18 protein-coding genes are annotated in these 18,444 nt (G+C 46.0%); 4 read left to right on the top strand and 14 right to left on the bottom strand.

Annotated elements, in window-relative coordinates; all coding sequences use genetic code 11:
• Positions 1–27: 27 nt before the first annotated feature.
• Both R50345_RS01515 and R50345_RS01510 read right to left on the bottom strand, forming a co-directional pair.
• The gene (locus tag R50345_RS01515; RefSeq protein ID WP_231574210.1) at positions 28–1,392 is read right to left on the bottom strand and encodes a sugar phosphate nucleotidyltransferase; all 1,365 of its coding nucleotides are present in this window, start codon (positions 1,390–1,392) and stop codon (positions 28–30) included.
• A gap of 11 nt (positions 1,393–1,403) precedes the next feature.
• Complete coding sequence (locus R50345_RS01510) at positions 1,404–2,240, bottom strand: DUF6492 family protein (RefSeq protein WP_042123503.1); 837 nt, start codon at positions 2,238–2,240, stop codon at positions 1,404–1,406.
• A gap of 424 nt (positions 2,241–2,664) precedes the next feature.
• Here R50345_RS01510 and R50345_RS01505 point away from each other — a divergent pair, with 424 nt between their 5' ends.
• Positions 2,665–4,977 (top strand): UvrD-helicase domain-containing protein, encoded by a 2,313-nt coding sequence (locus R50345_RS01505; RefSeq protein WP_042123501.1) that lies wholly within the window; start codon positions 2,665–2,667, stop codon positions 4,975–4,977.
• A 72-nt stretch (positions 4,978–5,049) separates the two neighbouring features.
• On the opposite strand, the gene R50345_RS01500 is transcribed toward R50345_RS01505, so the two are convergent.
• From R50345_RS01500 to R50345_RS01445, 12 genes are all read right to left on the bottom strand, one after another.
• Positions 5,050–5,286 carry a DUF6953 family protein gene (locus R50345_RS01500; RefSeq protein ID WP_042123499.1) on the bottom strand — a complete coding sequence of 79 codons (237 nt, stop codon included), beginning with the start codon at positions 5,284–5,286 and terminating at the stop codon, positions 5,050–5,052.
• A 112-nt stretch (positions 5,287–5,398) separates the two neighbouring features.
• Entirely contained in the window at positions 5,399–5,716 is a 318-nt protein-coding gene (locus R50345_RS01495; protein WP_042123497.1) for a hypothetical protein, read from the bottom strand.
• 94 nt (positions 5,717–5,810) lie between these two features.
• Positions 5,811–6,686, bottom strand: a complete 876-nt coding sequence (locus R50345_RS01490) for an alkaline phosphatase family protein (protein ID WP_042123495.1) — start codon at positions 6,684–6,686, stop codon at positions 5,811–5,813.
• Between the two features lie 5 nt (positions 6,687–6,691).
• Positions 6,692–7,735 (bottom strand): ABC transporter ATP-binding protein, encoded by a 1,044-nt coding sequence (locus tag R50345_RS01485; protein WP_042123492.1) that lies wholly within the window; start codon positions 7,733–7,735, stop codon positions 6,692–6,694.
• Positions 7,732–8,535 (bottom strand): ABC transporter permease, encoded by an 804-nt coding sequence (locus R50345_RS01480; RefSeq protein ID WP_042123491.1) that lies wholly within the window; start codon positions 8,533–8,535, stop codon positions 7,732–7,734. Before R50345_RS01480 ends, R50345_RS01485 begins: the two co-directional genes overlap by 4 nt.
• Positions 8,532–9,455 carry an ABC transporter permease gene (locus R50345_RS01475; protein ID WP_042123490.1) on the bottom strand — a complete coding sequence of 308 codons (924 nt, stop codon included), beginning with the start codon at positions 9,453–9,455 and terminating at the stop codon, positions 8,532–8,534. The genes R50345_RS01480 and R50345_RS01475 overlap by 4 nt, the downstream gene beginning before the upstream one ends.
• 91 nt (positions 9,456–9,546) lie before the next feature.
• The gene (locus R50345_RS01470; RefSeq protein ID WP_042123489.1) at positions 9,547–10,659 is read right to left on the bottom strand and encodes an ABC transporter substrate-binding protein; all 1,113 of its coding nucleotides are present in this window, start codon (positions 10,657–10,659) and stop codon (positions 9,547–9,549) included.
• Positions 10,660–10,864: 205 nt separating this feature from the next.
• Entirely contained in the window at positions 10,865–11,641 is a 777-nt protein-coding gene (locus R50345_RS01465) for an ABC transporter permease (RefSeq protein ID WP_042123488.1), read from the bottom strand.
• Positions 11,642–11,659: 18 nt separating this feature from the next.
• Positions 11,660–12,436 carry an ABC transporter ATP-binding protein gene (locus R50345_RS01460; RefSeq protein WP_042123487.1) on the bottom strand — a complete coding sequence of 259 codons (777 nt, stop codon included), beginning with the start codon at positions 12,434–12,436 and terminating at the stop codon, positions 11,660–11,662.
• 11 nt (positions 12,437–12,447) lie between these two features.
• Positions 12,448–13,479: an ABC transporter substrate-binding protein gene (locus tag R50345_RS01455; RefSeq protein ID WP_042123486.1), complete on the bottom strand. Its 1,032-nt coding sequence runs from the start codon at positions 13,477–13,479 to the stop codon at positions 12,448–12,450.
• Between the two features lie 12 nt (positions 13,480–13,491).
• Positions 13,492–14,955 carry an aryl-sulfate sulfotransferase gene (locus R50345_RS01450; RefSeq protein ID WP_042123485.1) on the bottom strand — a complete coding sequence of 488 codons (1,464 nt, stop codon included), beginning with the start codon at positions 14,953–14,955 and terminating at the stop codon, positions 13,492–13,494.
• A gap of 26 nt (positions 14,956–14,981) precedes the next feature.
• Positions 14,982–15,527 (bottom strand): MarR family winged helix-turn-helix transcriptional regulator, encoded by a 546-nt coding sequence (locus R50345_RS01445; RefSeq protein ID WP_042131772.1) that lies wholly within the window; start codon positions 15,525–15,527, stop codon positions 14,982–14,984.
• 403 nt (positions 15,528–15,930) lie between these two features.
• Here R50345_RS01445 and R50345_RS01440 point away from each other — a divergent pair, with 403 nt between their 5' ends.
• The 3 genes from R50345_RS01440 to R50345_RS01430 are packed head-to-tail and all read left to right on the top strand — an operon-like array spanning position 15,931 to position 18,426.
• Complete coding sequence (locus R50345_RS01440) at positions 15,931–16,674, top strand: metal ABC transporter ATP-binding protein (RefSeq protein ID WP_331281369.1); 744 nt, start codon at positions 15,931–15,933, stop codon at positions 16,672–16,674.
• On the top strand, positions 16,667–17,509 hold the full coding sequence (locus R50345_RS01435; protein WP_042123483.1) for a metal ABC transporter permease: 843 nt from the start codon (positions 16,667–16,669) through the stop codon (positions 17,507–17,509). The genes R50345_RS01440 and R50345_RS01435 overlap by 8 nt, the downstream gene beginning before the upstream one ends.
• Positions 17,506–18,426, top strand: a complete 921-nt coding sequence (locus R50345_RS01430) for a metal ABC transporter substrate-binding protein (protein WP_042123482.1) — start codon at positions 17,506–17,508, stop codon at positions 18,424–18,426. The genes R50345_RS01435 and R50345_RS01430 overlap by 4 nt, the downstream gene beginning before the upstream one ends.
• Positions 18,427–18,444 lie beyond the last annotated feature (18 nt).

The following is an 18,444-nucleotide window of genomic DNA, read 5'->3' as shown; positions in this document are numbered from 1 at the left end:
TGTTTGTACCTCTCTTCCACACCTATTTCACCTCAAATGATCAAGGGAGTTGTCCTCCCCCTCCCATTCAGCACAAACACGTACATAATCCCCCACGTCAGGAAATGCCACCAGTTCAATAATGATCAATTCTAGCGGGGTAAGCGCCCGCAAACCATGTCTCGATCCAGCAGGTACCATGACCGTGTCTCCGGCAGCAACCCCATGAAGAACGCCGTTCATACGGTACTCTCCATTTCCAGAAAGAAAAGACCATATTTCTTTGGTATGCCTGTGAAAATGATAGCTAGTGTGCTTCCCTGCCAACATGGTAATTTTGGAGGTCGTGACCTCAACTCCTGCTGCTGTTCGTGAGAAATCCAGGATGCGAGAGCTTCCCCACCGCTTTTCTTCAATCATCGGCTTTGCAGCATGCCCCTCCAGCTTCTGCTTAATCCGTTTCGCCTGCTCGATCCCAGCAACCAAAATGCCATCTGGACCTGCCGCCACGATTAATCCCGGAGCTCCGATGATATGCACGGGACAAGAGAGCTCGTTCACCAAATGGGTTCCTTTTGAATCCTCAGAAATGCTCCCCCTGCCAATTACCTTTTCCTGCAAATGAGGGGTAAGCGCATCCCAACTGCCAATATCGGCCCAGACTCCGGTATAAGGGATAACTACCGCTCGCCGTGTATGTTCCAGCACCTCATAGTCAAAACTTCGTTCTGGCAATTCGTCATAACGCTTCAATAGCTCCATGTAATCAACCGGGAGGCTCCGTTCTATCATACTTGAGAGCAGGTAGCCTAGTGAGCAGGAAAACACCCCGCAGTTCCATAGTCCTCCATGGGAAATGAACCCTGCCGCCGTCTCTTCGTCTGGCTTCTCCGCAAACTGCTTAACATTTAAAAAGGACATATCGCTCGAACCTTCACCGGGTAAAATATACCCGAACTGTGTGGATGGGAATTCAGGCGTAACACCGATCAGGGCAATATCCGCTTGTGATTCGGACAGCACGCTGGGAAATTGTTGAAGCTGTTTAAAAAAAGAAGCCTCCACATATGAATCCACCGGAATGACCACTACGATCTCTTCCAAATCTATTTTCTTCACGGAGTGCAAATAGCTCGCCGCCAGAGCAACCGCAGTAAAGGTTCCCCGCTTTTGCGGCTCCGCCAATAAGGAAACCTGATCCCCCACAGATTTGCGAGTAATCTCCACCTGACTGCTATGGGTTACAATACAGCTTGAATCCAGCAATCCTGCCTCATCCAGCCCTCTGCATACTCGCTCAATCATCGACTCCATACCGCCATTTTCTGTTGGAAGAAGTTTCAAGAATGCCTTTGACCTGATTTCATTCGACAACGGCCACAGCCTCTTTCCCGATCCCCCTGAAAGGAGCACGATCTGCAAGCCTATCGCCCCCCTGTGCCGGACTTACTGCTCGTTGTTCTCACATACCCCTTTCGTTTATGAAAAGACAACGATCTATACTTTTCCGCCAGCTCGTTCAGCTTCTGTTTGGATAGCTGGCCTGCATTCATATGGAGACCTTTATTACGTGCTTTTTGGATCCTCATGCCCCCACGATTCTTCGAATACAAGTAGTTCGCATAGGTTTCGAATTCAGAGAAAGCAAATTGCTTAGTGCGGTCCATACTGTGTAAAATCGCCGAATACCAAGGCTTCTGATGCTTCACTTCAATCTCTCTTTTCATTTGAGCCAATTGGCTGCGCTCAAACAGCATATAATGCGTCACAAAAGATGAAGCAGATGCCGCCCTCCTACCCATTAGCTTCCTATAGGTTGTAAAGTACTGAGGCTGACTCCAATTACGGCTGTAAAAAATCGTCTTTCCCTTCTCACGGAAACGATGAGGAGCGATTAAGACCGTATCTGCATCGATGACTAAAAAATAGTCAGCCGTACACAGCTTGTCACCATTCAGCTTCAACAATTGCTGGAACAACCAACCGGATCTTTCCCATTTCCGTGAACGGTAATGGATATCTTTTTTAGTAATCGGAAGGACTGTATTCTCATCGACAAAGGTACAGCCCTTTTTTCGGCAGAAATCCAATATCCGTGTCTTTTTTGGTGCGACAATCAGTATTCGACCTATCGGATGCTTAACATGAGTTCGGACAGCGTCAATAACATAAGGGAGGGTAGCCAAATCCTTCTCGATAGCCGGAATAAGCACATCTATGGTAACGGCATGTCTTATGCGGACCTTATTGGGTGAGGGCATACGTACGGTCATCTCCATATCATGATTTTGCTTTAGGATATGAGGATGATAAGGAAAGGGAATGGGCTACACTGTAAACTTAAGAGAGGACAAGGGGGGATTTATACCCTTCTTTTCGCTCATGAAGCCCATTCCAGCTTTTCTACGGATTTATACCGCACATAGAGCCCCCAATTCCAGTATTTCTACACGATTTATACCGTACATTTTGCCCATTGGAGCCCCACTCCCACAGCCAAACTCCTCCTTTCACCCACACGATATCCAGCATTTTTTTCTGTGCAGCAAAAACGCTGGGATGGTATATTGTAGATTGGCTAAATTTATAGCATATTTTAAACGGCACATTTTAAGATGGACTCAACCATCCTCTAACTAGTTTTGTTGAGCTCACTCTATACAGAAATATATGAAGGTGAATCTATTGAATAAGCTCTTATTTCATAATATCCCGCTGGGTGCTACCGGCGAACGCATCCCGCAGGCAGCTGTAGCTTCAGCACAGACCAGCAAGGAGCTGGTGAAGCGGGAAGAGGGAGACTCCGCTTATTTCCGTAGGCTGGAGGAAGGCGGCATCCTGCTCAACCGCCCGCAGATTGCCGCAGTGCGGCATCATAAAGGGCCGCTGCTGACACTGGCCGGCGCAGGCTCCGGCAAAACCTCGGTTCTGATCTGCAGAACCGGTTATTTGTTGTCCGTGCGCGGCGTCTCGCCGAGTCAGCTGCTATTGCTGACTTTCTCGAGTAAAGCCGCGGCAGAAATGCGCGAACGAATCGCCCTGCTCCCCGGAGTCAGCACAGCTGACGTCGCGCGGCTACAGGCTCGTACGTTTCATTCTTTTTTCTTGTTTTTCTTGCGCAGACAGGGATTGCAGCAGGAGATTTTCAGTGAGACACGGCGCCAGCACATCCTATTGAAGCAGATCATGCGTGAGCTCGGACTGCCGAAGGATGCTTATCCACCGGAAACCCTACTCTCACTGCTCTCTTCCTGCAAAATGAACATGGGCACCGTGGAAGATCTGCCAGAAAGCACCACCGCCGAAAAAGAAATGAAATCCATTCTGGAAATATACGAACAATGGAAACTAGACAATTTCAAAATCGACTTCGATGATGTCCTCTTAATCGCTTATCGGATGCTGAAGGAGCGTCCGGTGCTTTTGCAAGAGTTGCAGATGAGATATCTGTACGTGATGGTCGATGAGTTCCAAGATACGAACGCCTTGCAGTACGAGCTTGTCAAAATGGTCGCTCACCCACAGCATAATCTAATGGTGGTTGGTGACGATGACCAGACGATTTATTCCTTCAACGGAGCGCGCAGTGAGTTCATTTTAGAGTTCGAAAAACTCTATCCGGGAGCAAAGGTTATTACTCTCGATATCAACTACCGCTCAGGCCCAGCTATTGTGGGACTTGGCAACGGCATTATCCGGCACAATACACGCCGACGCTCCAAAACCCTGCAAGCCGCAAAAGGTAGTGGAAGTCAGCCACGATATATGCGTCCGCAAACTGCAGATGAAGAAGCGGAGCAGATGATCGAGCATATTTTAAACGAGGTCTCTAGCGGCAAAAGAGAATATAGCGACTTCGCCATGTTGTACCGGGCGTCGAGCAGCAATCGGGCCGTTCTCGAACTACTCCTTTTACGCGACATTCCCTATATTGATTATGGTGAAGGGCAATTACTGTACGAGCACTGGCTGATCTCTCCGGTGCTGGATCATTTGCGACTCTCCGTGAATCGGCGGAATTTTGCAGCAATGGAGAACATCCTGCCGACGCTATATATGAATCGTGAAAAAGGCATGAATCACATCCGCCAGATGGAGGCTAGACAGCCCAAACAAGGACCGTTAATCCACCTATTGTCTATGCCTGGCATGGAAGACTTCAAGGGAACTAAGCTAAGAGATCGGCTTGATCTAATCCGGAATATACGCGAACTGACCCCAATACAAGCAATTCGGCAGATTCGTACCCAATTCTACGATTATTTCATCGAAGCGAATGAACGGCATCAAGCAACCTTACATCGCGAGACGCTAAAAGAAATGCTAGATGAGCTAGAATCTTCCGCGGCACGTTTCGACAGCATCCCTGCCTTTCTTGATTTCATAGATAATGTCACGGAGCGTAACGAGCATAATCGCCAACCAGGTACTAAAGAGCAAGGCAACCGGATTGCACTAATGACCATTCATAAATCAAAAGGGCTAGAGTTCCCTGTTGTGTTTTTAATTGGAGCGTCTGAGGGGATTCTTCCGCATAGCTCTGCACTGGAGGGTGACCGGTTAAAAGATCGCAAGCTTGCTGCCGGAAGCAGCGGAGCTTCAAGCCTAGCCGCGCTGGAGGAGGAACGGAGACTGGCGTATGTGGCCGTTACGAGAGCCCGAGAGGAGCTGTTTATCAGCTCACCTGCACAGCATCGCGGTAAAAAAGCGGAGGTTTCCCGCTTCATGTTATCCGCCTTTCGTTCAGCTGTTTCTTCCACAGCAGCAACTACGGTGGGTAGAGCAGTAACAACAAGAACAGTGACGACAAGAGCCTTGCCGACCAGCCGAACAACCACAACAAAAACCCATGTCGTTCCGGTATGGAATTGCACGGGCAGCAGCTGTCCTGGTTGGACACGCATGAAAGCTGGCGGAGCCGAGGACCATCTAACCTCGAAGCCCTGCCCTCTATGTAGCTCGCCTATGGCAAAGGATCAGAGAGAAGTTCCAGTATGATTCTCACAAAAAAAAAGCAAGTTTCCTCTTCCCTGGAAACTTGCTTTTTGATATATAACGCCATGTTTCGGCTTAAGTCCACGCCCACAAAAATCCATCGCGATCCCACGCGATTTTGCCGCCGTGCAGCTTTCGGAAAGCTTTCTTTACTTCCTTGGACAGTGAGGCATTGCCATTCTCATTCACAAATACAAATTGTTCCCCAAAATTCTCTTTCACATATTCAATCGCCGCGGTCTGATACAAGGTACCCGTAAACCGAATTTCCTTAACCATCCATTCCGCTACATCTTGTGCTGTTACTTCCATATGGATGTGCCTCCTTTCGTAAGTGCTTCATGCTAAAATGTGCCCTCATTATAACATGAATACAGCCCGATCGGACAAACGTCCGAATCGGGCTGTATTAGGCTGATTTTAATTATTGTGGATAGTTATGATTCGAAGGATAACGGGTCTTCTGTCCGCCACTTACCATCAACAGAATCCCTGTAATCAAATGTAATACCCATCCCACGAATGGAATCCAAGCGAGTAAAGAAGTTACAATCCCGAGCACTGAACCATAGATAGATTCATTGTTCTTTGAAGATAAAATCAGAGTAACTAGATGAAGAATAAACATCAATCCCAGTGCAGAGTACGCAGTGCCAATTACAATAGCAGCACCCAGAATTGGAATTGCCAAAATAATTTCAAATGAGCCTGTAATCCATTTCAAAGCTCTAGAAGCACTCAAAAGACAACCTCCTAATAGGTAAAATATACTATTTAGTATACAAAAATCCAGCGTTCCCGTATATGATTTTTATTGTGCTTGCCTATTATAATTTTTATCCCAGTGGCAAGGGCTCAGCACCTTCATGATGTAATTGCTTCTGTACAAAAGGAGACAAGCCTTCCTTGCTCATTGCAGCCGAAGGAGCAAGCCCCAAGCAATGGCACATTAGCGGCGCTAACCGCAACTGGGGAATTACTTGATCCTCTTTTTCGGAAGACAACACATCTACTCCAAACGTATATAACGGCACATCCCGCTCGGAAGAGGTGACCCCACCATGGTACCCGTTTGCGTTCATTCCATGATCGGCCGTAATCAGAATCTTATACCCCTGCTCCATCCAAATGGGCAAAACAGTGGCCAGCAGACCGTCGGCATTACGCACGGAAAGCTCATATTCCTTACTCTCCCCGCCATAACGATGCCCGGCATCATCTATATTCATGGAGTGAATGTATATAAAATGCGGATCATAAGCACTCCGTAAATACACAGCGTCGGCAAACACATGGCTGTCAGGATAGTGATCTTCGAAATAAAAGCTCCCATGCTGTATCGGTTTCATCACATTATGCTGATGACGATCAGCCAGCGGATCAAAAGGGGCTGAATTATAAAGCTCACTGACCCAATGATAGGCAACAGCAGCTGTACGCAAATTAGCGCCCACTGCCAGATGAAATACACTTTCTTCATGGCTTGGTCTCACAATATGGTTGGCCGTAATTCCATTTTTGGACACGGGTGTACCCGTTAAGAGCACTTCATAAAGCGGGCGTGATAGACTGGGTAATTCTGACTGCACTCGATAACAAGATAAGGATCCTTGCTCCACAAGATGCTCCAGATACCCCATGTACTTGCGAGCAGCATCATATCTAAGTCCATCCAAGACAACCACAATGAGTTTATTGGTCATTTCCGACATTCTACTCACGCTCCTTCTCGCTCTAAATGTAAAAGCTCGGAAGGGTTCAGCGCCAATGTGACTTTGTCCCCTTCTCCAACCCGCAGCCAGCGTCCATCATTTAAAAGATCAACCGTTAAGCGGATTCCTTCAGCCTCAACCGTACATCGAATGATATTTCCAAGCACAGACACCGATTTAATCATTCCATTCACCAGTTGCGCTCCGGCAGCAGCCTCCTGTTGACCCGCTCCCTCATGCAGCAGCGTTACGGCTTCGGGACGAATGGCAAAGCTGTCCATCCCACTATCTATTCCATGGAACAGCGCCATCACTTCAGGCCGAGTCAATACGTTATAACTACCCATGAACCGGGCAACGAACTCTGTCCGCGGCGCCGTATACAGTCCTTCCGGTGTTCCATCCTGAACAATTCGCCCACCGTTCATAATACAGATACGGTCGGATAGGATCAGCGCCTCTTCCTGATCATGCGTAACGAATAGGGTCGTCATGTTAAAACGCTTCTGAATATCGCGAATTTCAGCACGTAGATTCTTGCGAATCTTGGCATCGAGTGCACTCAGGGGTTCATCCAGCAGTAATACTTTGGGCTGCACGGCTAGAGAACGGGCCAATGCTACACGCTGCTGCTGTCCACCGGAGAGTGACTGCGGATAGTCATCCCGCTTCTCCTCCAGATCAACTAAAGCAAGCAGTTCCTCGCAGCGGCTACGTCTGGCGGATTTGGATACTCCACGCATTTTCATTCCATACTCAATATTTTGGCTCACTGTCAAATTAGGGAATAGAGCATAAGACTGAAACACCATCCCCACCTCGCGTTTACGGGGCGGCAGATTTACCAGATCTTTATTTTCCAGAACAATTCTGCCGCCATCCAGTTCCGAAAGGCCAGCTATGCAGCGAAGTAACGTACTTTTGCCACAACCGGAGGGCCCCAGCAGCGTCACAAGCTCCCCTTCGCGAATCTCTAAATCTATATTGTCTAGCACACAGGTATCACCGAACATTTTACGTATACCCTGCAGCTTCAGATAATCGTTCATCCCTTAACGCCTCCCCCCATCTTTTTGCCAAGCTTCATCAGTACCATCGAAAGGACTAGAATAAACAGAAAATACGAGATCGCAATCGCGCTGGCTAAATGCCCGCTTTCGCCCATTCTTTGATATAGATATACCTGAATCGTCTGAATATGTCCGCCAACTAGCATGTTGGTAAGAACAAATTCGCCAAACAGAACAGAGAATGATAACAGGGTCGAAACGATAACCCCAGGCCAGATATTTGGCAAAATCACATTTACAAAAGCCGTTCTGCGGCGGGCTCCAAGCAATTCTGCAGCATGCAGCAGCTCTACGGCGTTAACGGTCAACAGACTATTGCGAATGCCCTGATACATATAGGGAAGAATGACTACAAAATATGCTCCCACCAATAAATAAGCTGTTCCAGCGATATCCAAGGGACCAGAGGAATAGGTACGAATAAGACCCACCGCAGCCACTACACCGGGCACCGCATAAGGCAGAACAACGATCACCTTCATAAAGTTCTCCCAACGCGGAAAATAAATGGTGATGACAAAAACAGCTGGCAGCATCACGGCCAGACTCAGTACTACACTGATCAGACATAAATACAGGGAGGTCCAAAGCGCCTCCAAAAAACGAATATCCTTAAACATTTCTCCGAACCAATTTAATGTCCATGCTTGAGGCAACAAGGTATTCTGCCAGTCCTGCGCGAAGGCATAAATACCGGTTGCCAGCAGTGGAAGTAATAAATACGCCATGAGCATTAGCATGAAGGTACGCGGAGCAAAGCCCGCTTTACGTATATTCATTGCCGCGCCTCCTCACTGGCTGCTGTCCATAAGCGCCGAGAAGATTTGGCTTTTACATTCGATTTACTGAGCGTTTTAGCTCCAAATCTTTCCGTGCGCCGAACCATCAGATGATTCAAATAAACTGCCAAAATCGTAATCAGACCGAGCAAAACAGCAAGCGTACTCCCCATTTCAGGCTGAGTAACCACATCCCCAGCAACCAGAGAACCGATACGTACCGCCAGCAGATTATAATTGCCGCCAACCAATGCGTAAGCCGTGGCATACGCGCCCATTGCATTGGCAAAAAGAATCCCGAGCGTGCCAAATATCGCCGGGGTTAGAATCGGTAGCCCAATCGTCTTCCAGAACTGCCACGGTCCTGCCCCCAGCAAGGACGCCGCCTCTCTCCACTGCTCACGAATGCCATAAAAAGACGGATATAAGAGCAGTAAGGCTAACGGAACCTGAAAATAGACATACACCAGAATCAGACCAGACCAGCTATATAAATCAAAGTCGGCAAAAACACTCCAGCCCCACTGTTTGAATAAAAGCGTAAACACCCCGTTATTTCCGAGCAAAATAATATATGCAAAAGCTAACGGGACCCCCGCAAAGTTAGAGGTCATATTCGACAGCATTAAGAGTCTGTCCCTTACCTTTGGAGTGAACCGAGTAATACAATATGCACAAAAAAGTCCGACAATGATCCCTATCAGACTTGAAGTTAAAGAGATTAGCAAGCTGTTCTTGATCGCCTGCATGTAATAGGGACTTTGCAGTGCATGCAGATAATTGCCTAGCGTAAACCCAGTTCCGTCTGCCTTTTGGAAACTTCCCGTCAGCATGGACAATACAGGTACCAGCTGAAATGCCAACACCATCAGTGCAAACGGAATGAGTGCCAGAATCACACCGCGGCTTTTCTGTTTCAACTTCCTCACTCCTTGTCGCGGGAATAGAACAAGGGCACCTTACGGCATCGTGACGAAGGCGCCCTGCTTCTTTTTTTAGGGAAGAACAATTCTAGTTCAAATGCACAAGCACACGTTCCTGCCATAATTGCGGAATGGTCTTAGCTGTCTCTTCCCACACCTTGTAATCACCAACAGGCTTAGCATTGACATATTCCTCTTTTGGCAGCAGCTTAGCCGCAACATCATCCGGCAGCGTTACGCTGTCACGGATCGGACGAGCGTACCCTTTGGCAAGATTAATCTGTCCTTCATCACTAAGGATGTACTGACGAGTCAGCTTCGCAGCATTAGGATGCAGTGCATATTTGTTAATGATCGTTGCATAACCGCTCACCACACTGCCTTCCTTCGGAATGGCTACCGCGAAGCCATCTTTGTTGATTTGATCTCTATAGTTCAAAGCGTTGAAATCCCACAGCAGGGTAACTTCTACTTCCCCTTTTTCGATATTGGCAAGGGAAGCTTCTGCATTGGAGAGGCGTCCTTTTTTAGCCAAGTCCTCGAAGAAAGCGATCCCCGGCTCAATGTTCGACTCATCACCGCCAAAGGCAATTGCTGCCGCCAATACAGCCATCTGAGCTTGAGCAGCTTTGGTTACATCGCCAACGATGATTTTGTAGCTGCCGTTCTTCAGATCTTCCCAGCTCTTCGGTGGATTAGCCACAAGCTTGGTGTTCGTCAGAAAAGAAATTGTGCCTTGATAGCCGACAATCCAATTTCCGTCTTTATCCTTAGCCCAATCGGGGATTTCATCCCAGTAGGACGTTTTATAAGGCTGTGTTACTCCTTTATCTACGGCAACCGATCCAAAAGCGATCCCTACATCTCCAATGTCAGCCGTTGGCTTATCTTTTTCTGCATCAAACTTGGCAATTTCCTCCGCGCTCGACATATCCGTATCTGAATGTGTAAGACCATACTTACTACTCATATCACTCCATGTATCTTTCCAATTCGCCCAGGAATCCGGCATTCCCACACTGATAACACTGCCTTCTTCTTTAGCTTTATTCTCGATCTCGGTCAGACTTAACTCTTTGGTGCCAGCATTTCCATTCGTTGTTTCCTCAGCCTTGGCCGAATTTCCACAAGCAGCAAGCAACAGGACGAGCAAGGATAATATTAGACCCATCGATAATTGATTTTTGATCCCTTTTTTCATGATTTCCCCTTCACTCCTATTTCTTATTTGCGGGCTTCTCTATGCTCCAACTGTTAGGCACCCAATTGCAGTATAGGCGTGTACTATTTTCGTGACATTAAGGAGAATAGGAATATTTGTAAATAAAAAATAAGACATACCAAAAAACCACCTGATTTCCTCAGGCAGCTTTGGTGTTTACATTATTTTATTAAATAAAGTTACACTACCTTCTACGCGCCGCGACACTAACCACGCCGTATCTATAGAGCACTTTCTTACCGAACCACCCAAATAACCGATCCGTGAAAAAGCCCATAAAGCCAAGGCAGAATAACCCTACAAAAATCCAATCTGTACGAAAGAATAACCGTGAATTCCAAATCAGATAACCTACACCTTCGTTCGAAGCAATCATTTCCGCACCGATTATTGCCATATACGACGTTCCCATCGCTAACCGGATGCCTGTAAAAATATACGGTATCGTCGCCGGGACAATCACATGAATCAGGATTTGCCACTCACTGGCGCCCATACTGCGGGCTGAGCGGATTTTATCCTCCTCCACAGACATTACACCGGTTAAGGTATTCAGCACCACGATAAAAAAGGTAGCGTACATAATCAACGCAATCTTCGACTGCTCTCCAATGCCAAACCACACGAGAAACAATGTAATGAACGCAATCGGCGGGATAAAACGGATAAAGTTCAGAAAAGGCTCTGCAAAGATACGAATCACATTCACCTTTCCAATTACCAATCCTACAGGAATCGCCATTAAACTGCCGAGTACCCAGCCAATAAGCACCCGGTAAAAGCTAATGCCGATATATTGCATCAAGGTGCCGTCTTCCAGCAGTTCCCGGCCACCCTGAAGCGTACTCCACGGTCCAGGGATCACATCAGGACCGTAGATCACCGCCCCAAGCTGCCAGATGCAGAGTGCGGCAATCCATAGTATAGATACAGAAACCCATTTCTTTTCTACCCATTTCATCATCTGCCCCACCCTATCCTATTCTTCGAAATGGCTCTGAATTTGATTGTATAACGAGTAAAATTCCGGTGATGCGATGTCCCGCGGATAAGGCAACATGTTGTCATAAATGTCCGTGATATTAGAGGAAGGCCCTACAGACATAATGCCGATCCGTTCCCCCAGCAGCAAGGCTTCCTGAATATCATGGGTTACAAAAATCACTGTCTTATGCGTCTGTTGCCAGATATTGACCAGCTCCTTCTGCATTGTCCTCCGGGTCATCGCGTCAAGTGCACCAAAGGGCTCATCCATCAGCAGGATTGCCGGATCATTGGCGAGCACCCGTGCCAGCTGAACACGCTGCTTCATCCCTCCTGATAGCTCCTTCGGGAACTTCTCCTCATGCCCGTTCAGACCTACAAGCCCGATGAACCTATCCGATATCGTGCGCCGTTCTGCCTTTGCAATTTTCTTCATTCGCAGTCCGAACTCCACATTCTCTCGAACTGTTAGCCAAGGGAATAAAGAGGAGTCCGCTTGTTGAAACACAACTGCCCGATCTCTGCCAGGCTTATTTACCTCTTCGTTATCCACCCGAAGGTTACCGCCAGATTTGGAAACAAATCCGGCGATCATATTCAGCAGCGTCGATTTTCCGCAGCCACTTGGACCAAGTAGAACGAAGAACTCTCCGCCTTTGATTATGAGATCCACATCTTTAATAATATAATGAACGTCTCCGGCGGTTGGCTCACTGTAGCTCTTGCGAAGCTGCTCAATATGAATGGTGTGCTGCTTAGCAGGCAATGACATTTTGAACCCTCCTATTTCTTATACGTGACTTCTTCCGGCAAAGCTTTGGTCAATGGTTCAAGATTCAGCTTGCTATCCAAATCGAAATCCTTCTCGATGATTCCAGTGTCGACCATATAATTCTTCTGCTTAGTCAGACTGTCATAAGCCGCCTGCGTGAATCCGAGGGCCCACGGATTGTTCGGAAGATCTTTAATCGTGGATTCCTTAGGCTGCTTCACTTCCTCGTACATTAAATCAGCAACCTCATCGGGATGAGCCTGTGCATAGACCCCAGCTTCATCCACTGCTGCGAGAAAGTTCGCAATCCCCTCAGGATTTTTTGTTATAAAATCATTTCCTGCTACAATGCCCATTCCTAATCGTACGGTTGTTTTAGACATATCCGTCAGCTCATGAACACCTGCAAGGGCACCCAGCTTATCATTAAGAACGGAACCATAGAACCATGCCCCATCCACAGCCCCTTGCTTCAAAGCGATATAAGACTCATCAAATGCTCCTTGTCCTATCAGCTCCACATCACTTAATGCAAGTTGATGCTCTTTCAAATATTCATCCCAAAGGTACGGAATGAAGGTTCCACGAATAAAGCTCAGCTTCTTGTCCTTCAATTCCTCAGCTGTCTTGATATCATCCTGTACGAACAGCTTCCATTCTGTAGAAGCTTCATCTGTCGCCAGACCCGCTGAAGCGATGATCGCGTAATCTCCTTTCGACACTGCGTTCAGCAGGGGAAAATCTGCCCCGAAAGCCACATCCACCTGCTTAATGAAGAGTGCATTTACACCTTCTGCCGGGGAACCAAAGTTGACTAGTTCAGCGTCTACCCCGTGTTTCGCAAAGATACCTTTATCTAATGCCACACGAAAAGTTGGATTCGTATTGATGTCAGCGATTTTAATCTTCAAGGTCTCTACTTTGCCGCTAACCGCTCCATCTTTAGCCGGCGACGCATCACCTTTGGAGCCGCAGCCTGATAAAAGGATAACAACGGATAAGGATAAGAGCAGGAAGCTTGAGCTGATCCATGAATTTTTCACAACGACACCCCCTTAAATTTGTTCATTGGCTTTGCGGCTGCTACCTTCATCTGTTGTCGCCACACAAGCAGCCCCTTCAACAAACGGCAGGGTGGTCGCCACACTTACTACAGAATCCGAACCTTTAGGCGCGGCCCCTGGCACTCTGAACTGCGTGACATCTATCCCCTCAATCGCTTGTTCTTCCGGCTGCTCCAGCTGTGGTACCCACGCATAAGGCACACGATAGGAACGGTAAACCATGTTTGTATTTCTGGAATCGTTATACGGTGAGATATATTCCCAGACCAGTTCATGCTCTGGCGTAACCTCGAAAAGTCTACCGTTAGATCCTTCTGTAATTAAGGTGTTGCCATTCGGAAGCCGCTGTGCTGAGCTGATATAAGGACTGTAGAATTTGTAAGAATCCGTCGGAACGGAGAAGCCTGCTTCTGCCGCGGTATACTGCCATTCAATTTCGAGTGTCACTGGATTAATCTCTAGAATTCGAGAGTAGTCGCGGAGTGCATTTTTTTGCCCAAAGGGTGAAGATGGATTGGGAAGACCATAACCGCCCCAACCTCCGTTATCAAATACGAGTAGGTTGCCTTCTCCCGGTAAGCCCTTCGGAATGATGTGTGCATGATGCTGGCCAATGATCCAATCGATATGCTTCAATTCCGGTAATGAGTAATCTGGACCGATTCTCCAAACGATAGCTCCAGTACGCTTATCTGTAATTGCGATAATATTCGCTTCCCGCGCATCCCAGATCACGTTATCCGGATGGAAACGCTCATCTCCTGCATCATAAAATTTATTAGGTCCTACATAGGAAGCTGAGTTGATATGCAACCAGTCACCTACACCCCCGCCCAGATTCCCGAAGGAGCGTGAGTTAGGATCACGGAATAGAACGTTTTTGGCCGCTTCATCAAAGCCAAGCTCTGCAAAATGTTCATTTGGAGCCCACTCCCAAACGATGTTCCCTTCCCAGTCCACTTCGATGATCGTGTCATCCAGCAACTGCTTGTCGGAGATTTGATGGTTGTAAATATTTTTGTGAGCGAGGATTAGGGTGTTTCCACCGTCTACCTTTGGCTCTAGCCCTGGTGCAAAATAACCCACTGGATTGCCTTCGCGCTGATAGTCATGATGCTGGCGGGCATACCAGAGGGGTTCATAACCCGGATCTTCTATATGCTCATAGCTGTTATATCTCCACACGATGTTACCGTCCCAATCGACCTGCACCAGATCTACATTATCCTGAATGCCAAATTTGGGATCTCTTCTACCTGTGCTGCCTAGCACATAACCACCAGGGAAGATTTTAGCCGGAAACCCGAGCAGTCCCTTCCACAAATGCACTTCTTTACCGTTCATATCTATCAGTACAACACCTTCTTCACCTGCTTGAAATACAGTATAGCCGCTCCATGCTTTGCCCGGATTATATACAGTTGCCCCAGTTGGATATATGGTTGAATGTCCCATCGTTCATCTCTCCTACATTTGATTTTTTAATAGCTAAGATAATTACTTTTCTTTGTGACTGCTCGTGGCTTCTGTTCAAGGTTCGGTGCAGACTCGGTCTCCGCATTCTCCTTCGCCAGCTTCAGCAAGGTTTCTGAGAATCCCTCCAGATTGCTGATGATCCGCTGATAGAATTGACTTTGCTGTGCCAATTCCTCTTCCGTAAACCCCTCAAACAGAAGCGAAATACATCGTTCCCCAATGTTGCTGTTAAGCTCCGCCATCTCCCGGCCTTTATCTGTAATGTCCAGCATCACCGTCCTGCGGTCTCCCTCCTTACGTCTCCGTACAGTAAATCCGCCTGTCTCAAGCTTATCGCTCAAAGCGGTGATCGCACCTGACGTAAAGTCCAGTTCATCCGCTAAATCCCCAAGCCGCTGTTCACCCTCGCGAATGATTTTGTGCAGAATCAGCATGCCTGGTAAGGAGATCCCTTCCACAGTGACCTTATCCCGCTCCTTTACGAATCTGCGAACCACCTTGCGAAATCCCCAATCCGTCTCCTCCAGCTGTCTCCAATACGTATCGCTCATGCCTACCTCATCTCTCTCCATAGCCAACAAAAAAGACTCCCAGCACAAGTCCCTGACAAGGGAAAGTACGGGAGCCTTTGGTGGTCCAATCAGCTCGGATGAATTATTTCACTGTTCATTTAATTACTGTTTAACTATTGGTGATATCATATAACCCTTTATTCCTACCTGTCAAGTATGTATTTTAAATACTAAAAAATCACATCCATAATGGCATAAATCGAGTGCTTGTTCCAACTCAAAATCACATAAAATTTAAGCTTTTTCATTGACAATTTGCCCATTGTTAAATATATTGTACCTAAGAATAAATGTTTACCTAGGGAAACAAATTAGATAATTGAAATAAATGTTTCCAACAGGAAACAAATCAATAAATTTCAAGACGAGGAGCTTTTTAATGATTGAAATTAGAAACCTAAACGTGGATTACTTCGGTAATTCAGCTCTAGAAAATGTAAATATTGATATTCCCTTTGGATATACGGTCGGAATTATCGGGCCAAATGGTGCAGGGAAATCCACATTCATTAAGTCGTTGTTAGAAGTAATTAAGAAAAGAAGCGGAACGGTGATGGTAGAGGGAAGAGACATTTCTGAGTATAAGCGTAAGATCGCATATGTACCGCAAAAAAATGACATTGATCTTACTTTTCCAATTACGGTGAAGGATACAGTGCTGACTGGAACATACCCAAACCTGAAGATCTTTCAGCGCCCCGGGAAACAAGAGCGGCAATGCGTCGAGGAATGTATGACCATGGTAGATATAAGTGATCTTGCAAATAAACAAATTAGTAATTTGTCTGGAGGGCAGCTTCAAAGAGTCTTTATTGCTAGAGCGCTTGCCCAAAAAGCAGATGTGTTTTTTTTAGACGAACCTTTTGTCGGCATAGATCTAGTCAGTGAGAAAATTATTGTAAAACTGCTTAAACAGCTTCGCGAAGAAGGGAAAACCATATTGATCGTTCATCATGATTTACATGAAGTCGAAGAATATTTTGACAAAGTCATCATTCTCAATAAAAAGCTGATTGCTTTTGGTGACGTTAAAGACACGTTTACTCCGGAGAATATCCTCAGTGCCTATGGTGCCTCCTTAGGTAATCTGGTGATCAAAGGGATGGGAGGCGCCGATAATGATTGATTATTTCTCATCGTTATTAAACATTCCCATCTATGCACTTAACGCCGGATTGTCTGCTATCATTCTTGGCATTGTTTCAGGGGTTTTAGGAAGTTTTATTGTACTCAGAAAAATGTCATTAATGGGAGATGCTTTGTCTCATGCTGTATTACCGGGTGTGGCGTTATCTTATATTTTAGGGATCAACATTCTTGTGGGAGCTTCATTGTTTGGACTTTTAGCAGCCATCCTCATTCAATTCATAACAAGTCGCAGCAATATCAAAAGTGATACCTCGATCGGAATTATTCTCAGCTCTTTTTTTGCACTGGGGATTGTCCTCATCACGTTTGCCAAAAGCGGGCTTGATCTAACTCACATTTTATTTGGTAACATTTTAGCCGTCCCGCAGTCCGAGTTAATGCAGTCATTTATTATCATGCTTGTTGTTATAGCTATCATTTCATTGTTGTATAAAGAGCTGTTAATTAGTTCGTTTGATCCTGTCGTCTCTAAGGCATTTGGTTTAAAAACGGGGTTCTATCATTATCTATTGATGATGCTGCTATCCGTGGTTACCGTATCCTCATTATCTCAAGTTGGAATAGTGCTTGTGATTGCAATGCTGGTTATTCCAGCAGCTACATCCTATCTTTGGACGAATAAGCTGATCCACATGATTATCCTGGCTTCTACCCTCGGCGCTGTATCTGGAATTATAGGTGTGATCATTAGCTTTAGATTCAATTTACCTACAAGTGCCACCATTGTTCTAGTAGGGGTAAGTTTGTTTGCTATATCATTTATTATCTCGCCTAAAAATAATTTTCTAAGAAAAGGGGTTAAACAAGGATGAAAAAAACAATAAAGATGCTCTCTTTGACAATATTCATCTTACTAGTTACCGCATGTTCAAACGTTAGTGAGGGAGAGGCAGACAATGACAAACTGAAGATTGTTGCAACCTACTCCATTATCGCGGATATGACCGAAAATATTGTAGGGGAAAAAGCTGAGGTCTATAGCATGGTTCCCATCGGAACAGATCCGCATATGTACGATCCGCTACCCAAGGATACAAGTAAAGTCTCTAGTGCAGATTTAGTTTTTTATAATGGGATGAACCTAGAAACAGGGAAAGGATGGTTCCAGGACCTTCTTGATGTCACTAATAAAAAGGACGTTGCTTTTGCAGTCTCGGATGAAGTAACTCCAATGTACCTAACGGAAAAAGGAAAAGAAACTCAGGAAGATCCTCATGCCTGGCTAGATATTCAGAATGCGATTAAATATGTAGATATCATCACTACACGTGTAATCGAAAAAGATCCGGACAACAAAGAGTTTTATCTTCATAACCAATCAGAATATGTTAAGAAACTTAATGAATTGGATCAATACGCCAAAGAAGCGGTAGAAAAAATCCCACAGGAGAAACGCATTTTGGTTACAAGCGAAGGGGCATTTAAATATTTTTCAAAAGCCTACGGATTTGAGTCCGCATTTATTTGGGAAATCAATACCGACAGTCAAGGAACGCCAGAACAAATGAAAAACATCATTAACATTATTGATAAAAATCAAGTGCCCGCTTTATTTCTGGAAACGAGCGTAAATCCAAAAACAATGGAAACCATCTCCAATGAAACGGGAGTACCGATACATTCTAAGATTTTTACCGATTCTTTAGCTAAGAAAGGCGAAGAAGGCGACACCTACATTAAGATGATTAAATGGAATATTGATAAAGTCGTTGAAGGATTATCCTTATAAAAATAAGCTGTCGAGACT

Source organism: Paenibacillus sp. FSL R5-0345 (genome assembly GCF_000758585.1).
Lineage (GTDB): Bacteria > Bacillota > Bacilli > Paenibacillales > Paenibacillaceae > Paenibacillus_AQ.
This window is presented reverse-complemented; position numbering and strand designations above follow the sequence as displayed.